Below are 25,865 nucleotides of genomic sequence, written 5' to 3' on the forward strand. Positions count from 1 at the left end.
GTCTGTAATGGGCCTGGCTTATTATGTGAGTAAGTTGCCGAATAAAAGCGCTTTCACTCCGGTGGGTTTTATGCCAAAATATATAAAGTAGATGATTAAAAAATAAATGAGAGCAAAGGGGAACTAGCATGATTAAATTGCTTGTAAATGCGGATGATTTCGGTTTTTCCAGAGGTGTTAACTACGGGATTCTTGATACTCACTTAAACGGGATTGTCAATTCCGCAACAATGATGATGAATGCAGCAGGAACGGAGCATGCCCTTGAGATTGCTAAAGCTACACCTTCTTTAAAGGTGGGAGTCCATCTTGTCCTCACATTGGGAAAACCGCTGACTAGTGCTTCAAGCCTTATTGGTGATGATGGTTTTTTTAAGAAGCAAAAGGAGGTATATGAGCATCCAGAGGAAATTTCACATGAGGACTTGGAGCGGGAATGGACGGCGCAAATAGAAAGGTTTTTGGCTGCAGACCTGAAACCGTCGCATTTTGACAGCCATCATCATGTCCATGGTATCAAAGAGTTTTATCCTGTTATTAAAAGGCTGTCAGAAAAATATGATGTTCCAGTCCGGATTGCTGGTCCCCATTTTACAGATATAAAAACAGTTACAGATATTTTAATTGCTGATTTTTACGGTGAGGGAGTTACAGAGGATTATTTTGAAAAGCTCCAAGATAGAGTGGAAGATGGCAAAACGGTGGAAGTGATGACACATCCTGCCTATTTAGACTCTAGACTGAAAAACGGCAGCTCCTATTATGAGGAAAGACAGGAGGAGACGAGAATTCTGTCTGAAGTAAAATTGCCAGAAAATATGGAGTTGCTTTGAGATAGTATACAGAAAATGAGCCAGGATCTCGGCTCATTTTTTCATGCAGCAGGCTCCAGTTGGTACGCTCGATTTGAAGCTAACTATAATTATAGTGTTGTTGTACATAACCTAATCCATATAGAATAGTAGAAAAGCTAAATAACCATTCCAAAGGAAGAAGGGAGCAAATCAATGCCTAATCAGCCAATAAATCCTTTCCGGCGGGAGATGTACGATTCTCTTGAAAGTTTTGTAGACCATGTCAGTGAATTGCTCGGATGCTCGATAACGCTTGAAGATACACATCATCGTGTGCTTGTATACAGCAGTCATGGGGAGGAAACCGATCCTGTCAGAATTTCTACCATTATAAGCAGACGGGTTCCTGAGAAAGTAATAAACCGCTTATGGAAAGACGGAGTTATCCCAAGTCTCCTCCAAAGCAAAAAGCCAATCAGAATCGAAGGAAAAAAAGAGATTGGTCTTGGAAGCAGAGTGGCTGTTTCTATATGGCGAGGGGATGAAGTCATTGGGTATATTTGGGCTATTGAATGGGATCAGCCTCTTACAGACAGTCAAATGGAAATATTACAGAACGCTGCTGCCGTCGCGAAGCATCTGTTATCGCGGTTTGGGAAAAGCAAAAGACCGTCAACCCATGATGATCAGGAATTCTTTTGGAAGCTTCTTACTGGTCATGTGAGCGACCATGAGGCTAATCAAAAGCTGTTAGAGCTAAATTACACAAGCAATAAATATACGATTATGGTTTTTAACTTTAAAGAAATTATCAGCAAGGATATGGAAAAGCAAATCATATATTTGCTTAAAGTAATGGATGATATCAAAATCATTCTCTATACGATGGATGATCATGAGCTGATTTTGCTAGCAAGCACAGTAGACAGACAAATCAGCCCTGCTGCAGTATTTAAGCAGTTCATTGAAAATTTCCCCAAAAGCTTAGCGGAAAAATTTCATATAGAAGGCGTGTACGGCGGATATGGCAGCATATATTCTGAATGGAACCATGTAAAGAAATGCTTTAAGGAAGCGAAAAAAGTCGTGGAGGTTAAGGAGAAGTTCCCAGAAGAGGCAGAGTCTTTTTCTGCTTATCAGGAATTAGGAATTTATCAATTTATGGACGTCCTGTTGGAAAAACGAGTTCAGGATGGGTTCGACAATATAGCGATTAAAAGATTAAGAGAATATGATAAGAGTCATAATACAGAGCTTTTAGTTACCTTGGAAGCCTTTTTGGATGAGAGTGAAAGCATGCAAAAAACAGCAGCACGGCTTCATATACATACTAATACATTAACCTATCGATTAAAGCGGATTACTGAAATAATGGAAGTTGACCTGTCCGTCCCTTCTCAAAAATTCATGCTGTATCTCGATTTGAAGCTGCTGCGCTGGCGACAGAATTAAACCCTTGTTTTTGAGTTTTGTGAATTTTCACAAAGGCTCATCTTTACTTTTATCCTTTTTACCAAAGATTAATTTCACAATCCGTCCTATTATAATTATAAGATAACTAACAATTAAAGTAAGGAAAACTGACAAGGGGTGGATTGGATTGATTATTGGTATTCCGAAAGAGATAAAAAACAACGAAAACAGGGTTGCAATTACTCCATCTGGAGTTGCTTACTTAAAAAATAGCAATCATGAAATCTTAGTCGAGACAAATGCTGGTGCAGGCAGCGGTTTTACAGATGCTGAGTATGCAGCGGCTGGGGCGAAGATTGCTGAAAATGCAAAAGAGGTATGGAATTCTGCAGAGATGATTATGAAAGTAAAGGAACCGCTGCAATCAGAGTATGGCTACTTCCGCAAAGGGCTCATCTTGTTTACGTACCTGCACTTAGCTGCAGAAAAGGAATTGGCTGCAGCCTTGACAGAAAAGGGAGTAACAGGCATTGCTTATGAAACGATTGAAGTGAATGGCAAACTGCCGCTGCTTACACCGATGAGTGAGGTTGCAGGCAGAATGGCTGTTCAGATTGGTGCCCAGTTTCTTGAGCAGCCCCATGGCGGCAAAGGGATCCTGCTTGCAGGGGTGCCTGGTGTGAAGCGCGGTAATGTGACAATCATCGGAGGTGGTATTGTCGGCGCGAACGCTGCGAAAGTTGCAGTTGGTCTTGGGGCAAATGTAACGTTGTTGGACTTGAATCCGGAAAGATTAAGAGAATTGGATAATCAATTTGGGTCAAGCCTAAACACAGTTATGTCTAACCCGGCAAATATTGAAGCAGCTGTAGCAGAGTCCGATTTAGTAATCGGGGCTGTTCTTATCCCTGGTGCTAAAGCGCCGAAGCTTGTGACGGAAGAAATGGTTAAGAAGATGGCTCCAGGCTCTGTGATTGTCGATGTGGCAATCGATCAAGGCGGAATCTTTGAGACAGTAGACCATATTACCACACATGATAATCCGACATATGTAAAGCATGGTGTCGTTCACTATGCTGTTGCTAATATGCCAGGTGCGGTGCCGAGAACATCTACAATTGCTCTAACTAACGTCACGGTCCCATATGCGCTGCAAATTGCCAATCAAGGAGCGGTCAATGCAATCCAGAACAACTACGCAATCAAGCAAGGTGTTAATACCTTTAATGGACATATAACATATGCTCCTGTAGCGAAGGATCTTGGGCTGGAGTATGTGCCTGTTCAAGAAGTAATCAATTCCATTCCCACTACTGCAGTTTAACAATAGATTAACAGCCAGGTTTCCGTTTTACTGGAACCTGGTTTTTTTATGGAGTTTGCTTACAAGTATATAAATTTTTTCCAAATAAATGAAACTTATTAAAAGGCAAACTCGTAATAGTATATGACAGATAAGGTGGGGTACATAGGATCTTAAAAAAAGAGAGGAGTTTAACATGTCTCAATATGCATTAGAGGTAAAAAATCTCACAAAGAAAATCAGAAGCAAAACGATTGTAGATAAGGTCAGTTTTGCGGTGGAAAAGGGAGAGATTTTCGGACTGCTTGGCCCGAATGGTGCGGGAAAAACAACTATCATTAGAATGATAGTCAGCTTGATTAACAGAACAGAAGGCGAGGTTGTCATTAACGGACATAATCTAGACGCTTCCTTCGCTGAGGCGATGAGCAGCTTAGGGGCCATTGTTGAAAACCCTGAATTCTATAAATATATGAGCGGCTATAAGAATTTGCGCCATTATGCCAGAATGGCAAAAGAAGAAATTTCGGAAAGCAGAATTGCAGAAGTCGTTAAGCTTGTAGGACTGGATAATGCTATCCACCAAAAGGTAAAAACATATTCCTTAGGAATGAGACAGCGTCTTGGCGTTGCACAAGCCCTTCTGCATAATCCTGCGATCCTAATTCTGGATGAACCAACAAACGGTCTTGATCCACAAGGAATAAGAGAGTTCCGTGACTATCTTCATGAACTGGCAGCAACAGGGATATCTGTGCTCGTATCATCACATTTGCTTTCGGAAATGCAGCTCATGTGTCATCGCTTTGCAATCATTGAAAAAGGTAAGCTGATCCACATCTCCTCTATGGATGAAACAGTCGCTGAGGGAGTAGATGAGCTAAGAGAAGTGACCTTTGAAATAGATGAGGCTAATAATGCTCTAGAACTGCTGAAAAGCAGCGCAGTAGCTTTTGAGGAGGTTTCGCTTAAAAAGGAACTGTTAACAGTAAAACTGTCGAGGTCTTCCATTCCGGCTGTGAACAAACTATTTGTGGAAAAGGGAATTTCTGTGTACGGAATAAATGCGGCGAAAGCGACATTAGAAGACAGATTCCTAGAAATCACGAATAAAAAAGGAGAGGAAGCAGTACGATGATTGGGTTAGTCCAGAATGAACTGATAAAGATATTTGAAAAGAAGATGAGCTGGATTTTTGCCATTATACTTATTATTGCATTAGTTGGAACTGCTGTACTTGAGTTGAAAACTAGCACACAGCAAACAGAAGATGATTGGAAGGTGCAGGTTCAAACGGAAATAGACCAGCTGGAGAAGGAAATGGAAAAAGCTCCAGGCTATGAGGATATTCCAGAAGATGATTATACGACAAAGGCAAAGGAGGATATCCAAGCCGAAATCGACAGTTTTAATGGCAATTTAAATGACAATGTGAATCCCTATACGACAAGCTGGTCATATTTGGATTATTATGGAATTGCATTGAAGTCTCTTATTACTCTTTTTGTAGTAATTGTTTGTGCGGGGAATATATCGTCTGAGTTTTCCGATGGCACAATTAAGCAGCTGCTGATTCGTCCTCATAGAAGATGGGCAATCCTGCTGTCAAAATATATTGCGCTTCTTATTTATTCTGCGTTTTTGATTGCGGTACTAATTGGAATAGGCTATTTAGTGAGCATTGCCTTCTTTGGTATTGATGACTTTAGTGGAAAATTGTCGGTGCAAAATCCTACTACTTTTGAAATGGAAGCTGTAGCTGGTGGAGCATATTTCTTCCAAAGCCTTCTATACTATTTGCCAGGGCTTATCATGGTCCTTACGCTGGCATTTATGCTGTCTACATTGTTTAAGAACCAAGCAATTGCAGTTGGAATTGGTGTATTTGTACTATTCTTTTCTTCGACTGCAGGAGCATTAATTGTTGGTTTTTCAGAAAAGTACACATGGACAAAAGCGTTAATTTTCCCGCACTTAGATCAGACTGTATTCGTAGTGCAGGATAAAATCTTAGAAAATATCACGATGCCGATGTCATTAGGAATTCTTGGAATTTACTACCTTATCTTTATGTTTATCACATTTTTCTTTTTCCAAAAAAGAGATATCAGCATTTAATGAAAAAACCGGAGAGGGCTGCTCTCCGGTTTTTTTAGCTTTTCTTTAAAAAGTTAATAGCTTGTGTGAAACGTGCTAAGCCATCTGCAAGCTTTGATTGCGGACAGCCAGCATTCAGCCTCAAGAAGCTCCTTCCTTCAGCTCCGTAGGTATCTCCGGCCATGATAGCCACTTTACCTTCATGGATAAGGGCGTGCTGAACTTGTTTTGGGGTATATGGCATGTTTTCGATATTAATCCATGCTAAGTAAGTTGCTTCTGGAATTTGCAGCGTCGCTCCTAATTGCTGCTTTTCTAAATATGCCTGTATAAACAGCATGTTATTTTTAATATAGTCATTCAGTTGATCCACCCAACTGCCGCAAGACTGATAGGCCTCTATCGTTGCAGTCAATCCTAATATGCTTGTGGAGGAAAGGCCATCACGATTTTTTAATGTTAGCAAAAATTCATCTCTTATATGCTCATTTGGGATAATGGCATACGAACCAATAAGTCCTGGAATATTGAATGTTTTGCTGGCAGAGGTACATATGCATACATTTTCAAGCGCTGTTGCTTTGCTGATGATGGGAGTATGCTTATTAGGCTGCAGCACAATATCCATATGAATTTCATCGCTGATAATAAAAACATGATATTTCCTGCAAAGATTAATGATTTGTTCAAGCTCATTTTCTGTCCAAACTCTGCCTGTCGGGTTATGTGGGCTGCACAGCAAAAGCACTTTCGCTTTATTGTGGGCAAGCCTGTTTTCTAAGTCAGCAAAATCAATGTGATATTTCCCGTCTTTTACAACTAGTGGATTTGCAGAAATCTGCCTGTTATTATCTGTAATCATCTTAAAAAAAGCATCATATGCTGGAGTCTGTATAACAACATGATCTTCATCATCTGTTAAAACATGAATTAGTTTCGCGATTGTATAAATAACACTTGGGCTGTAAACAATCCAATCTTGTTGCGGCTCTGCAGAAAAGCGTTCTCGATACCATTTTTGAACAGCTTCTTTAAATTCCTGGTGATTCCATCTTGTGTAGCCGAAAATGCCGTGCTCCAGCCGTCTGCTTAAAGCTTTGCTTACTTCTTGCGGTGTTTGGAAGTCTGTATCAGAGATGGAGAAGGGCAACAGGTCTGCTTCTCCGAATCTGTCTTCAATATAATCCCACTGTGTACAGTACGTACCAGTTCTTTTTGTTATCCGATCAAAGGAATATGTCATAAACGGTACTACTCCATTTCTATTTCTAATGCATTTTTTAAAGATGCTACTTGTGTGCCGATAATAACCTGTAAATTATGATTATCGAGCTTTACCACGCCGAGTGCTCCGCAGTCCTTTAATTCCTTCTCATCAATTTTGCTCATATCATTGATTACAAGGCGCAGTCTAGTAATACAATTGTCGAGTGACTGAAGATTTTCTTTTCCGCCTAATGCTGACAGTATTCTTTTCGCATCATACTTGCCTTTTTTCTGATAAGTTAACTCCTCATTCCCAGTCGTCACTGCTTCATCCTCACGGCCAGGTGTTTTTAAATTGAACTTAATAATGGCATATCGGAAGATGAAGTAGTAAACAGCAAACCAAACAGCGCCAACTATTAGAACGAGATACCATTTCGTATACGTTCCTTGCAGAACTCCAAAAATAATGAAGTCAAGGATACCGCCGTCTGTATTCCCGATTACGACACCAAGCAAATGCATCGTCATAAACCCTAACCCTGTTAATAGAACATGAATGCCGTAAAGGGCAGGTGCAAGAAATAGAAACAGGAACTCAATCGGTTCTGTTATACCAGTTACAAATGTAGCAATGACACCAGATATCAATAAACCTTTAATCTTGCTTCGTCTATCAGGAAGGGCTGTATGATAAATTGCCAGTGCGACTGCCGGTAATCCAAACATGAAGGTTGGCATTTTTCCTTGAGACAAAAAAGCAGTAGCGGAAGGACTGATTGGAGAGCCGCTTTGCAGCTGAGCATAGAATATGTTTAATGCTCCAGCTACTGTTTGCCCATCAACAACTTGGATGCCCCCTGCTTCTGTAAATCGAATCATGGCGACAAGAATATGATGCAGTCCGAATGGGAGCAATAAACGTTCTCCTGCTCCGAATATGAACGGACCAAATGCTCCAGATTTTTGAATTAGCTGGCCAATTCCAGTGATAGCAATGGCGAATATTGGCCAAATGATTGGAATAAGTATGCCGACAACAGCTAACGTAAGAGAGGTGATGATGGGCACAAATCTTGCTCCCCCGAAGAAGGCAAAAGCATCTGGAAGCTGAATATTATAGAAACGGCTATGCAGTAAATGGACAATTACACCGACAATAATTCCGCCGAGAACGCCCATCTCAATTGTTTGAATACCCATTACCATGCCTTGACCTGCTTCGCGAAGTTTTTCCGCTGCTGCAAGCTGGCTTGTTTCTGTTAAATAAAAATTGATAGATAAATGCATAATGACAAAGCCTACAAATCCTGAAAAAGCAGCAACTCCTTTTTCATAACGTGCCAATCCGAGTGGGATTGCAATTGCAAAGAGAACAGGCAGATAGGTGAAAGCGAAGCCTCCGATGGTAGACATAAACCTAAATATCGTTTGCAGGAAGCGGTTGTCTAAAAAAGGCAGAGCTTCAATTGTAGACGGGCTTGTGAAGGAGCTGCCGATTCCTAGCATAAGACCCATAAAGGCAAGCAGAGCTACTGGAAGCATGAATGTCTTTCCGAGCCCTTGGAAAAACTCCCAAAAGCGTGATTTTGCATTATTCATAATCACTTACTCCTTTCTAAAACATGGATGTTTGTGTCTAGAGTAACTGTCTATGACAAGAAGAACAATTGGTTTTGGGATAAATGTAAGGGTATACAATTTTTGTACAGCGGGTTTTCCATAAAAAAAGCCGCTAGGTTCACGCCCTAGAAGCCTTCTGTCCTGTTTTACCTGATTCTAATGCAGTCAGGATGATAAAATCTAATAAAATACTTAATGGAAATCTTGAACTCATATCAAGATCTCCGAGATAACAGTTTTGAATTCGGGCTTGAAAAGTAATATCTGCTAAATCCTTCAGCCGGCTGCTTTTCCTTCCGACAATAGCAATTGTTTTTACTGCTCTTTCCTTTAGAATTGCAGCATAATCAAGAATATGAGCGGTTTCTCCGCTGTATGAAACCAATATAGCTAAATCCTTATTGGACAACCCGTTAGCGACACATCTTAACTCATCCCAGTCTTCTCTTGCGTTGCAGATTATCCCTGCAAAGGTTAGTTTTCTGGCCGCATCAATGCAAGTTGGCAAGGATGCTCCGACTCCAAAGAACTCAATAAAATTACTTTCATGAATGAAGCTTGCTGCCTTATGAATATCAAGCTCATTAATATGTTCCAAAGTCCATTCCATTTCCTGTTTGACTCTGTCCATATGTGCTGTCAAAAAGCTCGGAGGATGTACAGCTTCTTTATATAATTCTTGTTCGCTATCTTTGTTTAAGCTGTATTTTAAGTCTTGAAATCCGCTGAATCCTAAGCGTTTACATGTTCTGCTTATTGTAGCAGTTGATATGAATAAAGCTTTTGATAAATGGTCCAAGCTCGATTCAGCTACAAGCGCTGGGTTTGCAATTATATAGTCCAATACTTGTTTTTCTAATTCGCTGAGTTCGCCTTTAGATTGGGCAAGGCGCTTTAAGAGGATATTCAAATTTTTTCAGCTCCAGACTTTGTTAAGAAAGGTACTAGCTAGTCCTCTTTATTATAAGTCGACTGCCGGCGAAAAAGTACTGTTGCAGCTGCAGTTTTAAAAAGATATTGCCTAAAACCTACGAAAGAGGCTCAGGCAATATTTGTAACTATCTCGCAGCAGCTGGCTGTACCTCATCAGGGATAGGGCAGACATAGCCTTTTTCTCCAACTGTTTGCTGCAGCTCCTTTTTCGCTTCTATAAGTAGTTCCGGATCTTTAAGCAGTTTAGCTGCAGTAAGGAAAAGGATTTTTGCAACCTGTAAGGTTCCTTTATGAGCGCTGCTTGATTTTCCTTGTGCTGTTAACTGCCAAGTATGAAAGGGAGTTCCGATTGCGCAAGTTGTAACATTGCATTGAGCTGTTGGTGTAACCCAGCTGACATCGGAAACATCAGTAGAGCCTGGCATGAGTGACATTGATTGTTCGTAAGCAAGGACATCCTCGAACAAGGGACTATCCCCTCTGTTCATACTTAAAGGTTTATATGCTTCTGTTAGCATCTCATCAGTAAGGGTGGCTTGAATCTCTGTCGCAAACTGCTTTTCGGCAGCAGTGAATTTTGTCGGCCCGACTTCAAGCATTGCTTCTTGCATCACTAAATTAAGCGTGTTGTTCGGGATATAGTTGGAGCAGGCCTTATCTATAACAACCTCCATTTCTGTGCCAGTCATTAAGGCAGCTCCCTTTGCGACATCTTTCACTCGTTCAAATAAATCTATCACCGTATCTGTTTTAGGAGCGCGGATTAAATAAAGGACCTCTGCAAAGCCTTGTACAACATTTGGGGACAAACCGCCTGAGTTAGTGATGGCATAATGAATACGAGCCTGGTCAATTATATGTTCTCTCATATAATTAGATCCAATATTCATCAGCTCTACTGCGTCAAGCGCACTTCTTCCTAAGTGAGGAGAGCCAGCAGCATGTGCGCTTTTGCCTTTGAAACGGAAGTAAACTTGAATATTCGCTAAGGAGCTGGTGTTCATTACAAAGGTAATGTCATTTGGATGCCATGTTAATGCACAATCAACATCATCAAATGCTCCCGCTCTGACCATGAATGTTTTGCCTGAACCGCCTTCTTCTCCAGGGCAGCCATAATAACGAATGGTGCAAGGAATATTGTTTTCGGCCACATAATTTTTCAATCCAACAGCAGCAGCCATGGCTCCTGTGCCTAGAAGGTTATGACCGCAGCCGTGGCCATTGCCGTTTGGAATAAGAGGACATTCCCTCGCGGTTCCATCTGCCTGACTTAAGCCTGATAAAGCATCAAATTCACCAAGGAAAGCGAAAACTGGCGTGCCTGAACCAAATTCGGCCATAAAGGCGGTCTCCATGCCGCCGATCTTTTCGTGAATTGTAAATCCTTCCCCTTGAATAGCTGTCTTCAAATAAGAAGCGGAGGCGAACTCCTCAAACCTTGTTTCAGGATGATCCCAGATATAATCGCTTATTGTGCTCCACTTGGCCTTTGTTTCCTCTAAGTATTCTGTAATCCAAAATAAGTTGCTCATCTATAATCCTCCTCTTAAAAATAAAAAAATTAAAAAAATTTTGACATTTACTTGCAGTTGTTGCTTCCATCCATTAAAATAACGTTAGATTTCCTAACATTAAAAGGGTAGGTTAATGGCGAAAATGCAAAAATCCACCACAAGCTAAAAGTATAAGGAAGCTGCTTGCGATGGATTGTATCTATTTTAACTATTTTGGATAATACGAAGAATATCATGGGCGTTATCGCCAGCAACTGCTGCGAAGTCTTCCCATACCTCATCACGAAGAAGGTCAATCTCGACAATTTTTTTTGCTAATTCGATTGCTTCTTTGCTGATCATTGCAAATAGCTCCTTTCAGTAAAAAATTTTACGTTCTCTCCTGATGACCAACTATACATAAATATTTTAAAAGAATTTTATGCAAAAAACAGCTATATTGTCAGGTATTCTTACCTATTTTTTGAATTTTGCGTTAGATTTTATAACAGGATACGATAAAAATCTGAATACTCGTATTATAATTACAGTTAATGAGAGAAATTATTACTTCATGAGGTGAGATGATAATATGGATCATGAGCCATCCTACAAAAAAAGGAAAGTTATCACGATTGGTGTTGTTAGTGAGCTGACTGGGTTAACAGAAAGGCAAATTCGCTATTATGAACAACGAAAGCTTATTTTCCCGGAAAGACCTGAACGGGGGAACCGGAAGTATTCATTTTCAGATGTAGAGCGCTTAATTGAAATTGCCAACAAGCGGGAAGAAGGAGTAAGAACCCATGAAATACGTCAGGAAATAATTAAAAAAACCCGTGAAGAAGAAGAGCGCAAAATAAAAAAACAAATGTTACGCGGCCAAATCAATGCGCGGTTTGGCATTCAAAAAGACTGAAAACAAAATGAGAAAATTCATCCACTTCGAAAATTGTCCCCTTCATAATATTTACATTCCCAAGTGAAAGTCCTTTTTTAAAGGACTTTTTGTTATGTTTGCAAACAGGAGTTGTACTTCTTCTATTGATTATAGGTGAACATGTCCTTTAAACTGATAATGGTAATTTCTTTTAACAGCTAAGAATGTTTATATATTGGAGAGTTGGCATGGACTATATATCCAAAGAAAAAACGTATGAAATAATTGAGGTTTGCTTGCTTGCTGGAAGAATTATGCTCAAAAATGGAGCAGAAACATATCGGGTGGAAGACACGATGACCCGCATAGCCAAAGCGTATGGAGTGGAGGATTCAGACAGCTTTGTTACACCTACTGGTATTATCTTTTCTTTAGAAGGGCGTGAGCCGACAAAGACAAAGCTGATTCGGATTATTGACAGAACAACAAATCTGGAAAAGGTTCTGAAGGTAAATGATATATCGCGAAAAATCAGCTCCGGCTATATCTCTTTGCAAGAGGCATATCATCTATTGAAAGAGATTGATAAAGAAGGCCCAACCTATACAGTTTGGGTGCAGTTTGTTGCTGCGGCAATAGCAAGCGGCTGTTTCTTAATAATGTTCCAAGGAATCTGGAAGGATTTCTTAGCGGCTGTGATTGCAGGCGGAGCAGGGTTTTTATGTTCTGTTTATTTCCATCGAGTGGTGCAAATTAAGTTTTTTGCAGAATTCCTGGCATCGGTGCTCGTTGGATTGATTGCTTTTGGAGCTGTTTATATAGGTTTTGGTGCAGAAACAGACAAAATCATTATCGGTTCGGTTATGCCCCTTGTTCCAGGGTTGCTGATAACTAATGCAGTCAGAGATTTAATGGCAGGTCATTTAGTTTCAGGCATCTCTAAAGGAGCTGAGGCCTTTTTGACAGCTTTTGCGATTGGATCTGGAATTGCTGTTGTGTTTGTAGTATTTTAAGGAGAAATTTATATTATGTGGGAATTATTAGAACAAGCAGTTACAAGCTTTATTGCATCATTTGCCTTTGCGATGATTTTTCACACACCACAACATTTGCTTGTGAGATGCGGGTTTGTCGGCATGTGTGGCTGGGTCGCATATTGGGGCGCGGTCTATGTAAATATAGATGAAGTTCCTGCGACGATCATTGGTGCATTTCTTGTTGCAGTGATGAGTCAAGTATTTGCAAGATGGTATAAAACACCGGTTATTATTTTTACAGTAGCTGGGATCATTCCCCTTGTACCTGGTGGAATGGCTTATAATGCCATGCGACACTTTGTGGAGAATGACTATTATAACGCAGTCAGCCTTGCTGCCAAAGCGTTTCTCTTATCAGGGTCGATTGCAATCGGATTGATGTTCTCAGAAGTGATAAATCAGTTGTTATATAAAAGAAAAACAAGAAAAAGCAATGGAAGCATATAAATGAGTGCTTATCATTGCTTTTTTTATGTAACAGGTTGTTCCTATAAAGTAACAAGTTCCATTCGGTGTGACTAAGTACTAAATCTGGAAGATGTATTTACTATCATGAGCGTGCATTGTAACTTATAGATGTAAAGCAAAAGGGAGCAATGCTATTTCCCTTCATCCCTGTTGATTAAGGAGGATTGCATATAGTCGAAAGTCTCTTTTCCTAACCGTTCAATTAAAAACATGACTGGTATTTGAGTCGTTAAATTGACATTTCCCAAATATTCTGTCGTTATATAATACGCCAGGTTGTAATCAGACATTTTGGCCAGTGAGCTGTCAGAATGATTTGTCAAACTTACAATGATGCTGCCGTCCTGCTTAAGGCGGTCCAGCTTTTCCATTGTTGACTTAGATTCGCCTGACACAGACAGCACGATTGTGACACTGTCAGTTATGTAGTGACTGTAAATTGGGAAATACGGATCTTTAATATGAAGAGAAAATTTCTTGAGACCGGAGAAGAACCTTGCACCATATTCTGCAATGACGCCAGAGGTTCCTGCACCGATAAAAATAACGATTTTTGCTTTAGCGATAACTTCGGCTATTTCTTTAATTTTAGATTCATAGTTTGCTGAAAGCGTTCTTTCTACGAAATCGGAAACAGTTGTATATGTATTGTTAAGCCGATATGTTTCTTCCTCTGCAAGATGATTTTTCAGCTGCACCTTGAATTCAGTAAAGCCGTCAAAACCAAGCTTTTTGCAAAAACGAAGTATGGTGGTTGTGGAGACATGCGTTTCATTTGCGAGTTCTCGTATTCTCATATAGGTTACTTCCCGAGAATTCTTCATAATGTAATTGTAAAGCTCATATTCAAGATCGGAAAAAGATTGAATCTGCTCATTTGTAAACATGTTAAACACATCCATTAAATAGATTTACTCCAACTTAGATAATCTTATTATAACATCAACTAAAATTGAAAAGGGTTACACACCTAAAAATAAGAAAAGGGGCGTTTCTATATGAGCAACGGAATTAAAATTGTAACGATTGGCGGAGGTTCCAGCTACACACCTGAGCTTGTTGAAGGATTCATTAAAAGATATGATTCACTGCCGGTTCGTGAGCTATGGCTTGTTGATATTCCTGAAGGACAAGAAAAATTAGAAATCGTAGGTAATTTAGCGAAGCGTATGGTGAAAAAGGCTGGTTTACCAATAGAGGTTCATTTGACTCTTGACCGCAGAGAAGCCTTAAAAGATGCCGATTTCGTTACAACTCAATTTCGTGTCGGCTTGCTTGCAGCAAGAGCGAAGGACGAAAGAATTCCTTTGAAATACAATGTAATTGGACAAGAGACAAACGGTCCTGGCGGCCTTTTCAAAGGCTTACGCACAATCCCTGTCATCCTTGACATTGTTAAAGATATGGAAGAGCTTTGTCCAAATGCTTGGCTGATCAACTTCACGAACCCTGCAGGAATGGTAACAGAAGCAGTGCTTCGTCACAGCAATTGGAGAAAAATCGTCGGTCTTTGTAACGTGCCGATTTCTATCCAAATGAGTGTAGCCAAGCTGTTGGAAGTAGAACCTGAGCGAGTTCGCGTTGATTTTGCAGGACTTAACCACATGGTATACGGCCTGCATGTGTATCTTGACGGAAAAGAAGTTACAAAAGAAGTGCTGGAAGAAATGACTTCAGGCAAGCATGCAAGTGCGACAATGCGTAATATTGCAGCAATTGACTGGGATCCAGACTTCATTAAAGCGTTGGGAGCAATCCCATGCGGCTACCACCGTTACTACTACAAGCAAGCACAAATGCTTGAGCATGAGCATGAGGAAGCAGCAGAGCAAGGAACAAGAGCAGAAGTTGTACAAAAGCTGGAAAAAGAGCTGTTTGAATTATACAAAGATGAAAATCTTTCTATTAAACCGCCACAGCTTGAAAAACGCGGAGGTGCATACTACAGCGATGCAGCCTGCAGCTTGATCGACTCCATGTACAACGATAAGCGCGATATCCAGCCTGTTAATACAATTAATAACGGTGCAATTGCCAGCATTCCTGATGAATCAGCTGTAGAAATCAGCAGTGTTATCACAAAAGACGGCCCTAAACCAATCTCTATTGGTGACCTTCCTGTACCTGTCAGAGGCTTAGTACAGCAAATTAAGTCCTTTGAAAGAGTGGCAGCAGAAGCAGCGGTAACAGGCGACTACAATACAGCATTGCTTGCGATGACAATCAACCCGTTATTGCCTTCTGATAAAGTGGCGAAAGAAATTCTGAATGAAATGCTTGAAGCACATAAAGAGCATTTGCCGCAATTCTTTAAAGAAGATAAAGTTTTATCATAATCAGGAACAACGAATGTGAGAGGAGTGTCATTGTTGACACTCCTCTTTTTGTAGAAAAACAAAAAAGAACTATATTACTAGATTTTAGTGTTGAAAAAAGGGAGAATATGTCCTATTTACTATAATATTCATAGGAAAATAAATGCATTTATGGTCAAAAGTTCGTTTTATCCTTTATTTGGATATTAAAATGTGGTAATTAATATATAGATGTTTGTTTTCCATTAGCTACATAGTTATAAAGAATGATAGCTAAAATTTTTTTGAAAAAGGAGAGAGGAAACATGGCAGGAATCATTCGAGTAACCCCTGAAGAGCTTATTAGCATGTCAAACCGTTATGCAAACGAGGGAAGTCAAGTTGGTGAACAAGTCACTCGTTTGGATCAAATGATCCAAGAATTGGAAAGCATTTGGGAAGGTCAATCAAGCCAAGCGTTCAGTGAGCAATACCAATCACTTCGCCCTTCATTCCTTAAAATGCAGCAATTGCTAGAGGATATCTCCTCACAATTGAACAGCACAGCTAAAGCGCTTGAGGATGCTGATGCTCAAATCGCTAACCAAATTCGCGGCTAAGTGTCTGAACTTAATATCGTTAGAGCTTCTTCATGATTTGCATCATGATGGGTGACGAAATAGCGGATGTGGCTTTTTAAAAGCCGTGTGTATTTTAATAAATGAACTAAACCCTAGGAGGAGCGCTTTTTTTATGGAGCGCTCCTTTACGTTTTGAGGTGGAAAATAATGTATATAGAAGTAACGGTCGATTTGCAGAAATACAATCGAAACAAAATCGACTTACGCTTATCTGACTATTACACAATAAAAAAGCTAATTGATTTATCATGGCAGGTTTCTGATATAGAAACTCTTCCACGATCAGGTTATTGGGTGCGTGTGAAAAATAAACAAAAGGTATTCCCGGGAAATCAACGGCTAACAGATGCAGGAATTACTACGGGAGATATTATTGAAATTTTATGAGGGTGGTATAGAAGATGCCTCAAGCTGAACGTACATACTTAGAAAAAAAGTTGGATGCGATAATCAAAAAAGACAAAAATCGTATTACGTTTATCTTTCAAATTGAAAAGATAAAGATGGATGATAAGAGTGAAGTGTTAATTCTTAAGGATATAGAAAGTCAGCTTCCTAAAGAAATTAATGTAGAGGAGGATGCTCTTCAAATACAGATTGATATTCCCAGCTCCTATCAATATGGTACCTCTATTCAAGGGCTTTCGCACAAGGACAGATTAAAAATAATCTATCAATTGATTCATAAAGTAAAAGATCATCGCATCTCAAGGCTGCATCTTTTCATCAGTCCCGAGAACATTGTGGTGGATCAAGGCTTGACCCCTTATTTCCTGCATTATGGAGTGAAAGAAAGTCTGCCTCCTTACGAAAGAGATGAGGTTGAGCTGTGGCAAGAGCTGAAGGCGCTGGCTGCTTCTTGGGTCGATGTCTCCCGTTCATTTGAGCAATACCTGCAATATGAGAAGACTTTGGAGCTGAGTGAAGACAGCAAAAGGGTGCTTGAGGCCGAGTCTGTTGAAGAGCTGTTAACAGTAATCGACGAGTTTATAAGGAAGGATAGGGAGTTTGCATCTCTGTATATAGAAGTGACAAAAAAGAAATGGAAATGGTTCCGTAATAGTTTGATTGCTGTGAGTGTTCTGCTTGTACCAGCCATTATATATTCCTTTTATTCTATCTTTTTTCTGCAGCCGAAGCAGTCCAAGATTATACTTGCACAAGAACAATTTCTAACCAGTTCCTACAGTGACGTAATTAATACACTTCAGCCTTATAAAATCGATGACTTGCCTAAGGTTGCTAAATATGAATTGGCAACAGCTTATATTTCAAATGAAAACCTGACAGATGAGCAAAAACAATTTGTCCGCAATACCGTCACCCTGCAATCTGATACTAAGTATTTAGATTATTGGATCCAGATTGGCAGAGGAGAAGGGGAAGAAGCACTGAAAACGGCAAGATTTCTAGAGGAGACAGATCTTATTGTCTTTGCCCTTATTAATTACCGGGAAAATATTTCTGCAGATGAATCGATGGACAGCGAGGAACGTCAGCAAAAAATCGATGAAATTGATCGGGAGATTAAGGAATACCAGCAAGAAGAAGACAGTGAAACTTAATCGTTTATCGTCATTACGTCAGCGATTAAAGAGGAGATAACAAGATGTACACATTATTTGTATTTCATGATGATACATACGAAAAGGCTCATCTGAAAAAGGATGACGAGCTAACCATCGGAACAGCAGTTGATGATGATATTACTTTAACCGCAGCAAACATAATAAGCCAGTTAACAGTAACAGTCGACAAAAATGGGAATGCCTTCTGTCAGGTTGGCAAGGAAACAGTCCAGTTAGAGGAACAAATGCAGCATTCTGTAAATACAGGGACTTTATTTATTAAGTTGTTTCTAACAAGGAATCTACCTGAAACCACCTATTATATTGGTAATCGTAAGGAAATCCGTTTTGCAGCGAATGGAGATGAAGGAAAGAGCGCGTCGGAATACTGGCTGCTAGAGAAACAGGACGAGTTGTCAGCAGGCTTTATGCTCGATTTATATGACAAACCGTCTGTAAAGAAAGGGGAAGCCAACTTATATCTTAATGGCCATTTGCTGGCTGCAGACAGTGAATTGGAATTAGGCGATATCCTCTTCTGGAATGGTATGGAAATTACATATTTGGAGGAAGACCTACTTGCTGTTACGAGTGCAAAGGAATTTGGCACAGAGTTGGAGGCAATTAAACCTCATCAGTCTGAAATGAAAAAACGTTATCCTTTATACAGACGAACACCGAGGATGGTATATGAGCTTCCAAAGGAGAAAGTTCAACTCACATTTCCAGGACAAGAGGCACAGCATACGAAGCGCCCACTATGGCTGATTATCCTGCCGCCATTAATGATGCTTATCGTAATGGGAATTGTAGCGCTGTTCATTCCTAGAGGAATATTTATCGTCGTTTCTCTTGTGATGTTTGCAACTACTTTATTTACATCTACCTTCCAGTATTTTAAAGATAAAGCAAACCGCAAGGAATGGGAGCTAAGAAGACGGCGTATTTATTCTAATTATTTGGAAGAGAAACGGGAAGAGCTTCATCTGCTGTCTGAAAAGCAGCGTGAAGTGCTTCACTATCATTTTCCATCCTTTGAACGAATGAAATATATGGTCTCAGAAGTATCAGACAGAATATGGGAGCGAACATTAACAAGTCAGGATTTCCTGCAGTTCCGCATTGGAACAGGTAAAGTGCCGGCCAGCTACAAAATCGATGTAAGCTCACAGGATATGTCCAACAGGGAAATGGATGAGCTCATGGAAGCGTCAAAGCGTCTTGAGAAAACCTATCAGGAACTTGAGCCGCTACCAATCACTGTCGATCTGTCAAAGGGTGCAATTGGATTAATCGGAAAGGAAGCAGTACTTAAAAGGGAGCTTCACCAACTGATTGGTCAACTGGCATTCTTCCACAGCTATCATGATGTCCGCTTCATCTTTATTTTTGATGAAAAGGAATACAGCACATGGGAGTGGATGAAATGGCTGCCTCATTTTCAGCTGCCTAATTCCCATGCAAAGGGCATGATTTATAACGAAAGCACGAGAGACCAGCTTCTGAGCTCGATATATGAAATGATTCGGGAAAGAGACTTAGAGGAGGATAAAGAAAAGCTGTTATTCTCCCCGCACTATATTTTTATCATTGCTAACCAGCAGCTTATATCAGAGCATGTCATCCTAGAATATTTAGAGGGTGAGCACAAGCAGCTTGGCATCTCTGTCATCTTTGCTTCAGAAGCAAAGGAAAGCTTTTCTGATAATATCCATACGCTTGTCCGCTATATTAACACCTCTCAAGGAGATATCCTGATGCAGGATAAAAAGGCAGTCGAAATTCCGTTCAGCCTTGATACCCATCAGTATGAAAATAATGAGTATTTTGCGAGGATGCTAAGGACGCTGAACCATCAGGTCGGTGTGACAAACTCTATTCCAGAGAGTGTATCCTTCTTAGAAATGCTGCAATTTAAAGATGTTAAAGATATACCAATCGAGGAGTACTGGCATAATAACCAATCAGCAAAATCGCTAGCAGTACCAATCGGTCTTAAAGGGAAAACAGATCTTGTCAGATTGAACCTTCATGAAAAAGCACACGGTCCGCATGGATTATTAGCAGGAACTACTGGGTCTGGTAAAAGTGAATTCTTGCAGACATACATCTTGTCATTAGCTGTGCACTTCCATCCCCATGAGGTTGCCTTCCTGCTGATTGACTATAAAGGTGGGGGAATGGCTCAGCCATTTAAGAATATGCCCCATCTGCTTGGCACTATCACCAATATTGAAGGAAGCAAAAACTTCAGCCAGCGCGCACTTGCTTCTATCAAGAGTGAGCTCAAGCGGCGCCAGCGTCTGTTTGACCAATATGAGGTGAATCATATTAATGATTATACTCGTCTGCATAAACAAAATAAGATTGCTGAACCGCTGCCGCATCTCTTCCTTATTTCTGACGAGTTTGCAGAATTAAAGAGCGAACAGCCTGAATTCATTCAAGAACTGGTCAGTGCTGCCAGAATTGGACGAAGCCTTGGTGTCCATCTTATTCTCGCAACACAAAAGCCAGGCGGCATTATTGACGCGCAAATCTGGAGTAATGCCCGCTTCCGCATTGCCTTAAAAGTGCAAAATGCTGAGGACAGCAGAGAAATCTTGAAAAACGGAGATGCTGCCGGTATTACAGTGACAGGAAGAGGCTATTTGCAGGTTGGCAATAACGAGGTATACGAGCTGTTCCAATCTGCATGGAGCGGAGCAGCCTATAACGATGAAGCCTCACTTAATGAGGATGAGGTTGCTCTTGTTACAGATTTAGGACTAGTGCCTTTATCGGAGCTTTCCTCACAGGATACAACAGGAAAAGATTCGGTAACAGAGATGGAAGCAATTGTTGAAGAGATTGAAGCAGTTCATCAAAAATTAGGTCTTATCAAAATCGCTAGTCCATGGCTGCCGCCTTTATCACCGCGCATCTACAGACCAGATATCGCCCAAGAGAAAGAAGCGAAGAAGGTCTTGTTGGCAATGGTTGATGAGCCTGAGAAACAAAGTCAGTCTTCATATACATATGAATGGATGGAGGATGGCAATGTCGGAGTCTTCGGATCTTCAGGCTATGGAAAAACACAGACAATGATTACCTTGCTGATGGGAATTGCTGCCGATGCAAGCCCGGAAGAAGCCCATTTCTATTTGCTTGATTTCGGTAACGGCGGTTTGCTGCCATTAAGGCAGCTCCCGCATTCGGCAGATTATTTCTTGATGGATGAGCAGCGCAAAACGAATAAATTCGTTGCCATTATTAAAAGTGAGATGGCGAAGCGAAAGAGACTGTTCCAACAAATGGAGGTAAGCTCCATTAAGATGTACAACACTCTTTCGGCAGATCCGCTGCCATTATGGTTTATTGTCATTGATAACTATGATGTTGTGAAAGATGAAATGCATGACTTTGAGACCCAGATGAATCAATTTGCAAGGGATGGACAATCGCTGGGCATCTATATGATTTTCAGTGCAACGAGAGTTAATTCTATTCGTCAGACATTAATGAACAATCTTAGAACGAAAATTGTCCATTATTTGATGGACAACACGGAAGCTTATTCCATATTAGGCAGGGTGCCGTTTGAGCCTGAACCGATTCCAGGCCGAGCAATTATTAAAAAGGATTCTGCCTTTTTCTCTCAAGTTGTTCTGCCAAACATCGGAATGGATGAATATGAGCAGCTGCGATTGCTGAAAGAAGACATTGATGCTTTAAAACAGAAGTATATGGAATGTGATAAGCCGAAAGCAGTGCCAATGCTGCCTTCTGAACTGAATAATAAACAGTTCTACTTGTATGTAAAGGAGCAGCAGCAAGGCTTAATTCCAATTGGATTGGAAGAGGAGCTTGTCGAGCCTGTCAGCATAAACTTTGCCAAGACCAATCATTGCTTAATTTTAGGTCAAGCGCAAAAAGGCAAAACAAATGCCATGCAGCTTATTTTAAATGAGGCGCTTAATCAGACGACCGAAAAGCCTGCCATCTTTGATTCTATTGACAGAAGCCTGTCACATGTTGGAGATAAGGATGAGGTCAGCTTTATCGATAACAAGGAAATGATTGCTGCTTGGATAGACAATGTTGAGAACATTTTAAAGCAGAGGGAATCAGATTATGCAGAGGCTGTGCAAAGCGGCAGGATGCCAGAGAAGCACCCGCATATCTATATGTTTATTGATGGATACGGAAGGTTTTTACAGCAAGTCGATAACCGCATTCAAGAAAATATTGTTCGACTTATGAAGAATTACAGCCATCTTGGTTTCCATATCGTTGTATCTGGAACAAACAATGAGCTGACCAAAGGCTATGACCCACTGACATTAGAGTTGAAGCAAGTCCGCCAGGCACTTGTCTTAATGAAGAAGTCAGAGCAGACCTTATTTACCCTCGCTTATGACAGACAAGAGCAGGAAGTGCAGCCAGGGTTCGGCTATTATGTGGAAAATGGTAAAGAAAAGAGAATCCAGATTCCGTTGATGTTAGTGGAAAGGAAGGTGAGCCTATAGTGAAGGGCTTTCCTATATGGAAGATAATTATCGCATTAGTTGTCATTATTGGTTCCCCATTGCTGTTTTTTAAGGCAATTGGGGAAAATCCCCTTAAAGAGAAGGAGAACGCAACAAAATCAATTGCTATTGTAAACGAAGATGTTGGCGTACAAGGGGAGCAAGAAATTCGTTTAGGCGAAAGTGCTGCAAGTATTTTGGCAAAAGACTCTGCATATAACTGGAGTGTTGTTGGCAGAAGCGCCGGCGAAAGCGGGCTGCGCAACAATAAATATGATGCTGTCATTTATATTCCATCAGACTTTTCGAAGAAAGTAATGGATTATGAGAGTGAGAACCCAGCCAAGGTGACATTTGATTATAAGTTGCAAGCACAATTAAATGCTGTCAATACAGAGAAGGTAAAGCTGGAAATTGAAAAAGCAACAAAGCGGACAAATCAGCGCGTATCTTCTTTATATTGGAGCTATGTCGCGACAGACATGAATTCTGTTAAGAAGGAATTCGACCAAATCCTGCAAAAGGAGCTTGATTTCCAAACTACGATGCTTGCCTTTTATAAGCCGAGCTCAAAGGATTTAACAGATCAGATAAAAGAACAGCAAACGATGCTAAACAATATTAAGAACTCCTTCGGGCAAGTTGCTGATCAAGGGACAGATCAGGCAGCTTCAGCTGATTCCTTTTCAGAGGACTTAACAGGTTTTGTTGATAATGTGAAAGCATATGAACAATATCAACAGGAGCAACAAAAGCTTCTTGCAAGCATTCAAGAGGATGCGGTTGCCAATATTAGCACAGCGACAGAAAACCAAAAGTCGCCGTATTTGCAGACACAAAACTTGTTAAATGAGAATGAACAAACAGTATTGCAGCAAATGGCCGACTTGAACACTTCTCTGCAGACAAATGAAAGCCTGCTTCTAGAAACAAAGCAAGAGCGAGTTGATACAGTCGGAAGCCAGCTGCTTTCCTATAATCAATATCAAAGCAATCTTTTAGACTATTATCAGCAGTTAGTTGATACGAAAACACTTAACTCCTTGCAGACTAAAATAGTAGCTGCAAAACAAGGTTTATCAGATGGAGAAGAAGTGCTGCTGCCAGAGGCTCCGCCGGAAAACCCGGAAGTGCCAGAGGAAATGACGGACGATGATGTTACAGAAGATCCAGGAACAGAGCCTGATGAAGGCACAGAAGAAGAGGGAGCAGATAGTGATAAGCCAGCTGATGACAGCGGTGAAAACTCATCTGCCACAATTGAGCAAGACGGAACGAACGGAAACGAGCAAACAGGTGAAGAACAGGAGCAACAGCCTGGAGGTTCGAATGAAGCAGGTAGTGAACAAAAGGAATTAGAAGATATCCATGCTGCTTTGCAAAGCCTTGAGGAACAATTGGCAAGCATGGCAGGCAGCACCTCTAGCGAAGAAGTGGCAAAGGCTGTTGAACAGCTGAAGGCTATTAATGAGCGTGTGCTGAAAGTGAGCGAAAGTCTAAAGACAAGCGGTGATAACCAGCAAGGTTATGTTAAAGGACTGCTTTCACAAATTGCCGAACTAACAAATCAGCTCACCAATAACGCAACAAGCTTAACAGAGCTGGAAACGAAGAATGAAGACTTAAATAAACAACTCGAAGAGCTGACGAATCAAAAAGAAAGATTAATAGAGTACGCAGAGGATTTAACAGAGGTAAATGACGAGCTGAGAGACCAGCTTTCCCAATACGCTGATAATATGACCGCAATATTGGATGTGATTGAAGAAAAGGAACAGTCTATATTATCATCTGAAGCTCTTTCCGGAGAGCGTAAACAGGAGCTTGAGAGCTGGTTTGATAAAGATATGGAGACAGGCAAAGTGGTAGATCTCCTTTATTACTATGCGTTCTTAAACGAGTATGAAGGCACATTGTCAAGCATGCTCGGTCAGAATCCAGCAAAAGAAGAAGTTATGGCAAATGAAGATTTCCTTAAACAAATTCAAGCTATCTTCCAAGTAACAGATGAAGAAGCCAGCTATTGGAATCAGCTGGAGCAGGAAACACCAACAATGCGTGACGGTTTAACTGCATTAAACGATAGATTTACTTTGTTTATGGCAGATTACAAGAAAACAATGGATGAAAATCAAAGCATTCTTTTAGACAGCTTTACTTCCATGCAAGAGGATGCGAGCAAACTAATGGAGCAAATTCAGCAGCCGGTTCAAAACGAGGCTGGCAATTTAAGTGCCGAAGCAAAGGGAACTGGAGTTGCAACGAGCTACAAGCTTATTCAAGAGCAAATGAGCTCCTTCCACAATGGGCTCAAGGAAGCAAGCGAAAGTCAGGATACCATTATTGATTACACCAATGATTTACATCAAGAGGTTTCTGCTGTTCAGACAGATGCAGATGTGCTGAACAATAAATGGTCAACAAATGTTAAGTCAACACAGCTAATAAGAGATGACGTCTTCTCCGTGCTTGGCAATGCTTTTGTTGACGATCAATCGAATGGTGTTGTTTATGACTTCCTTTCAAGTCCGCTGCAGCTGACTGCAGGAACTTCTGAAAAGGTTGAAACAAACACAGTGCCGCCGGTAGTTGTGCTGTTTATCGTTTTATTAAGCAGTCTGTTAATCGGTTATACAACCTACTATTTCAACAGCCTGCCATATTGGGTAAGAGCAGCACTATTCCTGCTCGTCAACACCCTTGTCGGCTTTATCATCAGCCTTTACGGTCTGAAAATATATCAGCTGGCAGAGCAGGCCACAATGGAATGGACGGTGTTCACTATCTTATTGCTAATGGTAAGCTCAGGCATAATTACTGTAGCATTTTCACTGCACCGCCTTGCCGGTCTGTTTGTAACAGCAGGTATGGTTGCTTTGTATGTCACACCATTGCTGGCATTGAGCACACCTAACTTTAAATTTACTGATCCGATGAGCAATGTATATATTTCCATTCAGTACAGCACTGAATCATTATTTGCTCCGGCTGCTATCATCCTGGTGTTTGCACTGCTTCTTCTTATCGTTCTGCAGGTGCTGATTGAACGATTTAAAGGTTCCTCCAGCAGCTTAGAGCATGAGGTGGGAGCTAATGAAACGATGTAAATGGATTATATATCTGGTTATTTGTTTTATGGGAATAAATGTTTATTTTTACAATGAAGCTGTGAAAAAAGCATATGCAGAGACAAATACAAATATTGATGAATTGGCACCAAATGATTATGAAGGTAAATCAACTGACAAAAATACAGACTTGCTTGATGAGGATGCTTCCTCATCAAGTAAGTCTGAAATTCCAGAAGAACAAAAGCAGCTCATATTTGACGGCAAAAAGACCTTTTCTGCTGATGATGTCAAAGAGAAGCTATTCCAAAAAGCAGCCACAAATAAGATTGAACAGAATGCAGAACAGCTTGGATTGTTTGCAGGTGATGATGAAATAAGGCAAGCGGGAGTATCAGAAGAAACATTGACTGATACCACCTCCTCTTTATCCTTATTTTTAGGCATTTTGATTGCTGTCTGCATCACTTTGCTTGGCATCGTTTTAACTGTTTTCTATCGGACAGCAAAACAAGGGGAAAGAAAGGGGCAATAAT

General features: G+C 40.5%; 21 protein-coding genes. 15 read left to right on the top strand and 6 right to left on the bottom strand.

Annotation, left to right across the window (positions count from 1 at the left end):
- Positions 1-128: 128 nt before the first annotated feature.
- From chbG to ACLIJJ_RS10550, 5 genes are all read left to right on the top strand, one after another.
- Positions 129-833 carry a chitin disaccharide deacetylase gene (chbG, locus tag ACLIJJ_RS10530; protein WP_251646877.1) on the top strand — a complete coding sequence of 235 codons (705 nt, stop codon included), beginning with the start codon at positions 129-131 and terminating at the stop codon, positions 831-833.
- 174 nt (positions 834-1,007) lie between these two features.
- Positions 1,008-2,246 (top strand): helix-turn-helix domain-containing protein, encoded by a 1,239-nt coding sequence (locus tag ACLIJJ_RS10535; RefSeq protein ID WP_411410858.1) that lies wholly within the window; start codon positions 1,008-1,010, stop codon positions 2,244-2,246.
- 148 nt (positions 2,247-2,394) lie between these two features.
- Positions 2,395-3,531, top strand: a complete 1,137-nt coding sequence (ald, locus tag ACLIJJ_RS10540; RefSeq protein WP_341079189.1) for an alanine dehydrogenase — start codon at positions 2,395-2,397, stop codon at positions 3,529-3,531.
- A gap of 175 nt (positions 3,532-3,706) precedes the next feature.
- A complete protein-coding gene (locus tag ACLIJJ_RS10545) occupies positions 3,707-4,648 on the top strand; it encodes an ABC transporter ATP-binding protein (protein ID WP_341079186.1) in 942 nt (313 codons plus the stop codon).
- Complete coding sequence (locus ACLIJJ_RS10550) at positions 4,645-5,628, top strand: ABC transporter permease (RefSeq protein WP_411410859.1); 984 nt, start codon at positions 4,645-4,647, stop codon at positions 5,626-5,628. Before ACLIJJ_RS10545 ends, ACLIJJ_RS10550 begins: the two co-directional genes overlap by 4 nt.
- Before the next feature lie 34 nt (positions 5,629-5,662).
- Here the strand turns inward: ACLIJJ_RS10550 and ACLIJJ_RS10555 are convergent, their stop codons facing one another.
- From ACLIJJ_RS10555 to ACLIJJ_RS10575, 5 genes are all read right to left on the bottom strand, one after another.
- On the bottom strand, positions 5,663-6,850 hold the full coding sequence (locus ACLIJJ_RS10555) for a MalY/PatB family protein (RefSeq protein ID WP_411410860.1): 1,188 nt from the start codon (positions 6,848-6,850) through the stop codon (positions 5,663-5,665).
- Positions 6,851-6,858: 8 nt separating this feature from the next.
- On the bottom strand, positions 6,859-8,415 hold the full coding sequence (malX, locus tag ACLIJJ_RS10560) for a maltose/glucose-specific PTS transporter subunit IIBC (RefSeq protein WP_233316003.1): 1,557 nt from the start codon (positions 8,413-8,415) through the stop codon (positions 6,859-6,861).
- A 139-nt stretch (positions 8,416-8,554) separates the two neighbouring features.
- On the bottom strand, positions 8,555-9,346 hold the full coding sequence (locus tag ACLIJJ_RS10565; protein ID WP_237942094.1) for a MurR/RpiR family transcriptional regulator: 792 nt from the start codon (positions 9,344-9,346) through the stop codon (positions 8,555-8,557).
- 148 nt (positions 9,347-9,494) lie between these two features.
- The gene (locus ACLIJJ_RS10570) at positions 9,495-10,904 is read right to left on the bottom strand and encodes a M20 family metallopeptidase (protein ID WP_233316001.1); all 1,410 of its coding nucleotides are present in this window, start codon (positions 10,902-10,904) and stop codon (positions 9,495-9,497) included.
- 186 nt (positions 10,905-11,090) lie between these two features.
- The gene (locus ACLIJJ_RS10575; protein ID WP_233316000.1) at positions 11,091-11,228 is read right to left on the bottom strand and encodes a hypothetical protein; all 138 of its coding nucleotides are present in this window, start codon (positions 11,226-11,228) and stop codon (positions 11,091-11,093) included.
- A 229-nt stretch (positions 11,229-11,457) separates the two neighbouring features.
- Here ACLIJJ_RS10575 and ACLIJJ_RS10580 point away from each other — a divergent pair, with 229 nt between their 5' ends.
- From ACLIJJ_RS10580 to ACLIJJ_RS10590, 3 genes are all read left to right on the top strand, one after another.
- On the top strand, positions 11,458-11,784 hold the full coding sequence (locus ACLIJJ_RS10580) for a MerR family transcriptional regulator (RefSeq protein ID WP_144455070.1): 327 nt from the start codon (positions 11,458-11,460) through the stop codon (positions 11,782-11,784).
- A 209-nt stretch (positions 11,785-11,993) separates the two neighbouring features.
- Positions 11,994-12,758 carry a threonine/serine exporter family protein gene (locus tag ACLIJJ_RS10585; RefSeq protein WP_233315999.1) on the top strand — a complete coding sequence of 255 codons (765 nt, stop codon included), beginning with the start codon at positions 11,994-11,996 and terminating at the stop codon, positions 12,756-12,758.
- A gap of 15 nt (positions 12,759-12,773) precedes the next feature.
- Positions 12,774-13,229, top strand: a complete 456-nt coding sequence (locus tag ACLIJJ_RS10590) for a threonine/serine exporter family protein (protein ID WP_233315998.1) — start codon at positions 12,774-12,776, stop codon at positions 13,227-13,229.
- A gap of 152 nt (positions 13,230-13,381) precedes the next feature.
- Here ACLIJJ_RS10590 and ACLIJJ_RS10595 read toward each other — a convergent pair whose 3' ends face one another.
- On the bottom strand, positions 13,382-14,137 hold the full coding sequence (locus ACLIJJ_RS10595; protein ID WP_233316156.1) for a MurR/RpiR family transcriptional regulator: 756 nt from the start codon (positions 14,135-14,137) through the stop codon (positions 13,382-13,384).
- A 111-nt stretch (positions 14,138-14,248) separates the two neighbouring features.
- Between ACLIJJ_RS10595 and ACLIJJ_RS10600 the strand changes: the two genes are divergently transcribed.
- The 7 genes from ACLIJJ_RS10600 (at position 14,249) to essA (ending at position 25,864) form a co-directional block, all read left to right on the top strand.
- Positions 14,249-15,586 (top strand): 6-phospho-beta-glucosidase, encoded by a 1,338-nt coding sequence (locus ACLIJJ_RS10600; protein WP_233315997.1) that lies wholly within the window; start codon positions 14,249-14,251, stop codon positions 15,584-15,586.
- Positions 15,587-15,870: 284 nt separating this feature from the next.
- The gene (locus tag ACLIJJ_RS10605) at positions 15,871-16,164 is read left to right on the top strand and encodes a WXG100 family type VII secretion target (protein ID WP_233315996.1); all 294 of its coding nucleotides are present in this window, start codon (positions 15,871-15,873) and stop codon (positions 16,162-16,164) included.
- Between the two features lie 168 nt (positions 16,165-16,332).
- Positions 16,333-16,572, top strand: coding sequence for an ESX secretion system protein YukD (gene yukD / locus ACLIJJ_RS10610; protein WP_233315995.1), 240 nt, complete (start codon positions 16,333-16,335; stop codon positions 16,570-16,572).
- Between the two features lie 14 nt (positions 16,573-16,586).
- Positions 16,587-17,750, top strand: a complete 1,164-nt coding sequence (essB, locus tag ACLIJJ_RS10615; protein ID WP_411410861.1) for a type VII secretion protein EssB — start codon at positions 16,587-16,589, stop codon at positions 17,748-17,750.
- 44 nt (positions 17,751-17,794) lie between these two features.
- Positions 17,795-22,261: a type VII secretion protein EssC gene (gene essC / locus ACLIJJ_RS10620; protein ID WP_233315993.1), complete on the top strand. Its 4,467-nt coding sequence runs from the start codon at positions 17,795-17,797 to the stop codon at positions 22,259-22,261.
- Entirely contained in the window at positions 22,261-25,368 is a 3,108-nt protein-coding gene (esaA, locus tag ACLIJJ_RS10625) for a type VII secretion protein EsaA (protein WP_411229693.1), read from the top strand. The genes essC and esaA overlap by 1 nt, the downstream gene beginning before the upstream one ends.
- Positions 25,355-25,864 carry a type VII secretion protein EssA gene (gene essA, locus ACLIJJ_RS10630; RefSeq protein ID WP_251646883.1) on the top strand — a complete coding sequence of 170 codons (510 nt, stop codon included), beginning with the start codon at positions 25,355-25,357 and terminating at the stop codon, positions 25,862-25,864. Before esaA ends, essA begins: the two co-directional genes overlap by 14 nt.
- Position 25,865 lies beyond the last annotated feature (1 nt).

This window comes from Niallia laureatilytica, from assembly GCF_046613985.1.
GTDB lineage: Bacteria > Bacillota > Bacilli > Bacillales > Cytobacillaceae > Niallia.

Coding starts and splice junctions, on each gene's coding strand:
- chbG (WP_251646877.1), top strand. CDS start 129: ATGATTAAATTGCTTGTAAATGCGGATGATTTCGGTTTTTCCAGAGGT.
- ACLIJJ_RS10535 (WP_411410858.1), top strand. CDS start 1,008: ATGCCTAATCAGCCAATAAATCCTTTCCGGCGGGAGATGTACGATTCT.
- ACLIJJ_RS10545 (WP_341079186.1), top strand. CDS start 3,707: ATGTCTCAATATGCATTAGAGGTAAAAAATCTCACAAAGAAAATCAGA.
- ACLIJJ_RS10550 (WP_411410859.1), top strand. CDS start 4,645: ATGATTGGGTTAGTCCAGAATGAACTGATAAAGATATTTGAAAAGAAG.
- ACLIJJ_RS10555 (WP_411410860.1), bottom strand. CDS start 6,850: ATGACATATTCCTTTGATCGGATAACAAAAAGAACTGGTACGTACTGT.
- malX (WP_233316003.1), bottom strand. CDS start 8,415: ATGAATAATGCAAAATCACGCTTTTGGGAGTTTTTCCAAGGGCTCGGA.
- ACLIJJ_RS10570 (WP_233316001.1), bottom strand. CDS start 10,904: ATGAGCAACTTATTTTGGATTACAGAATACTTAGAGGAAACAAAGGCC.
- ACLIJJ_RS10575 (WP_233316000.1), bottom strand. CDS start 11,228: ATGATCAGCAAAGAAGCAATCGAATTAGCAAAAAAAATTGTCGAGATT.
- ACLIJJ_RS10580 (WP_144455070.1), top strand. CDS start 11,458: ATGGATCATGAGCCATCCTACAAAAAAAGGAAAGTTATCACGATTGGT.
- ACLIJJ_RS10585 (WP_233315999.1), top strand. CDS start 11,994: ATGGACTATATATCCAAAGAAAAAACGTATGAAATAATTGAGGTTTGC.
- ACLIJJ_RS10590 (WP_233315998.1), top strand. CDS start 12,774: ATGTGGGAATTATTAGAACAAGCAGTTACAAGCTTTATTGCATCATTT.
- ACLIJJ_RS10595 (WP_233316156.1), bottom strand. CDS start 14,137: ATGTTTACAAATGAGCAGATTCAATCTTTTTCCGATCTTGAATATGAG.
- ACLIJJ_RS10600 (WP_233315997.1), top strand. CDS start 14,249: ATGAGCAACGGAATTAAAATTGTAACGATTGGCGGAGGTTCCAGCTAC.
- ACLIJJ_RS10605 (WP_233315996.1), top strand. CDS start 15,871: ATGGCAGGAATCATTCGAGTAACCCCTGAAGAGCTTATTAGCATGTCA.
- yukD (WP_233315995.1), top strand. CDS start 16,333: ATGTATATAGAAGTAACGGTCGATTTGCAGAAATACAATCGAAACAAA.
- essB (WP_411410861.1), top strand. CDS start 16,587: ATGCCTCAAGCTGAACGTACATACTTAGAAAAAAAGTTGGATGCGATA.
- essC (WP_233315993.1), top strand. CDS start 17,795: ATGTACACATTATTTGTATTTCATGATGATACATACGAAAAGGCTCAT.
- essA (WP_251646883.1), top strand. CDS start 25,355: ATGAAACGATGTAAATGGATTATATATCTGGTTATTTGTTTTATGGGA.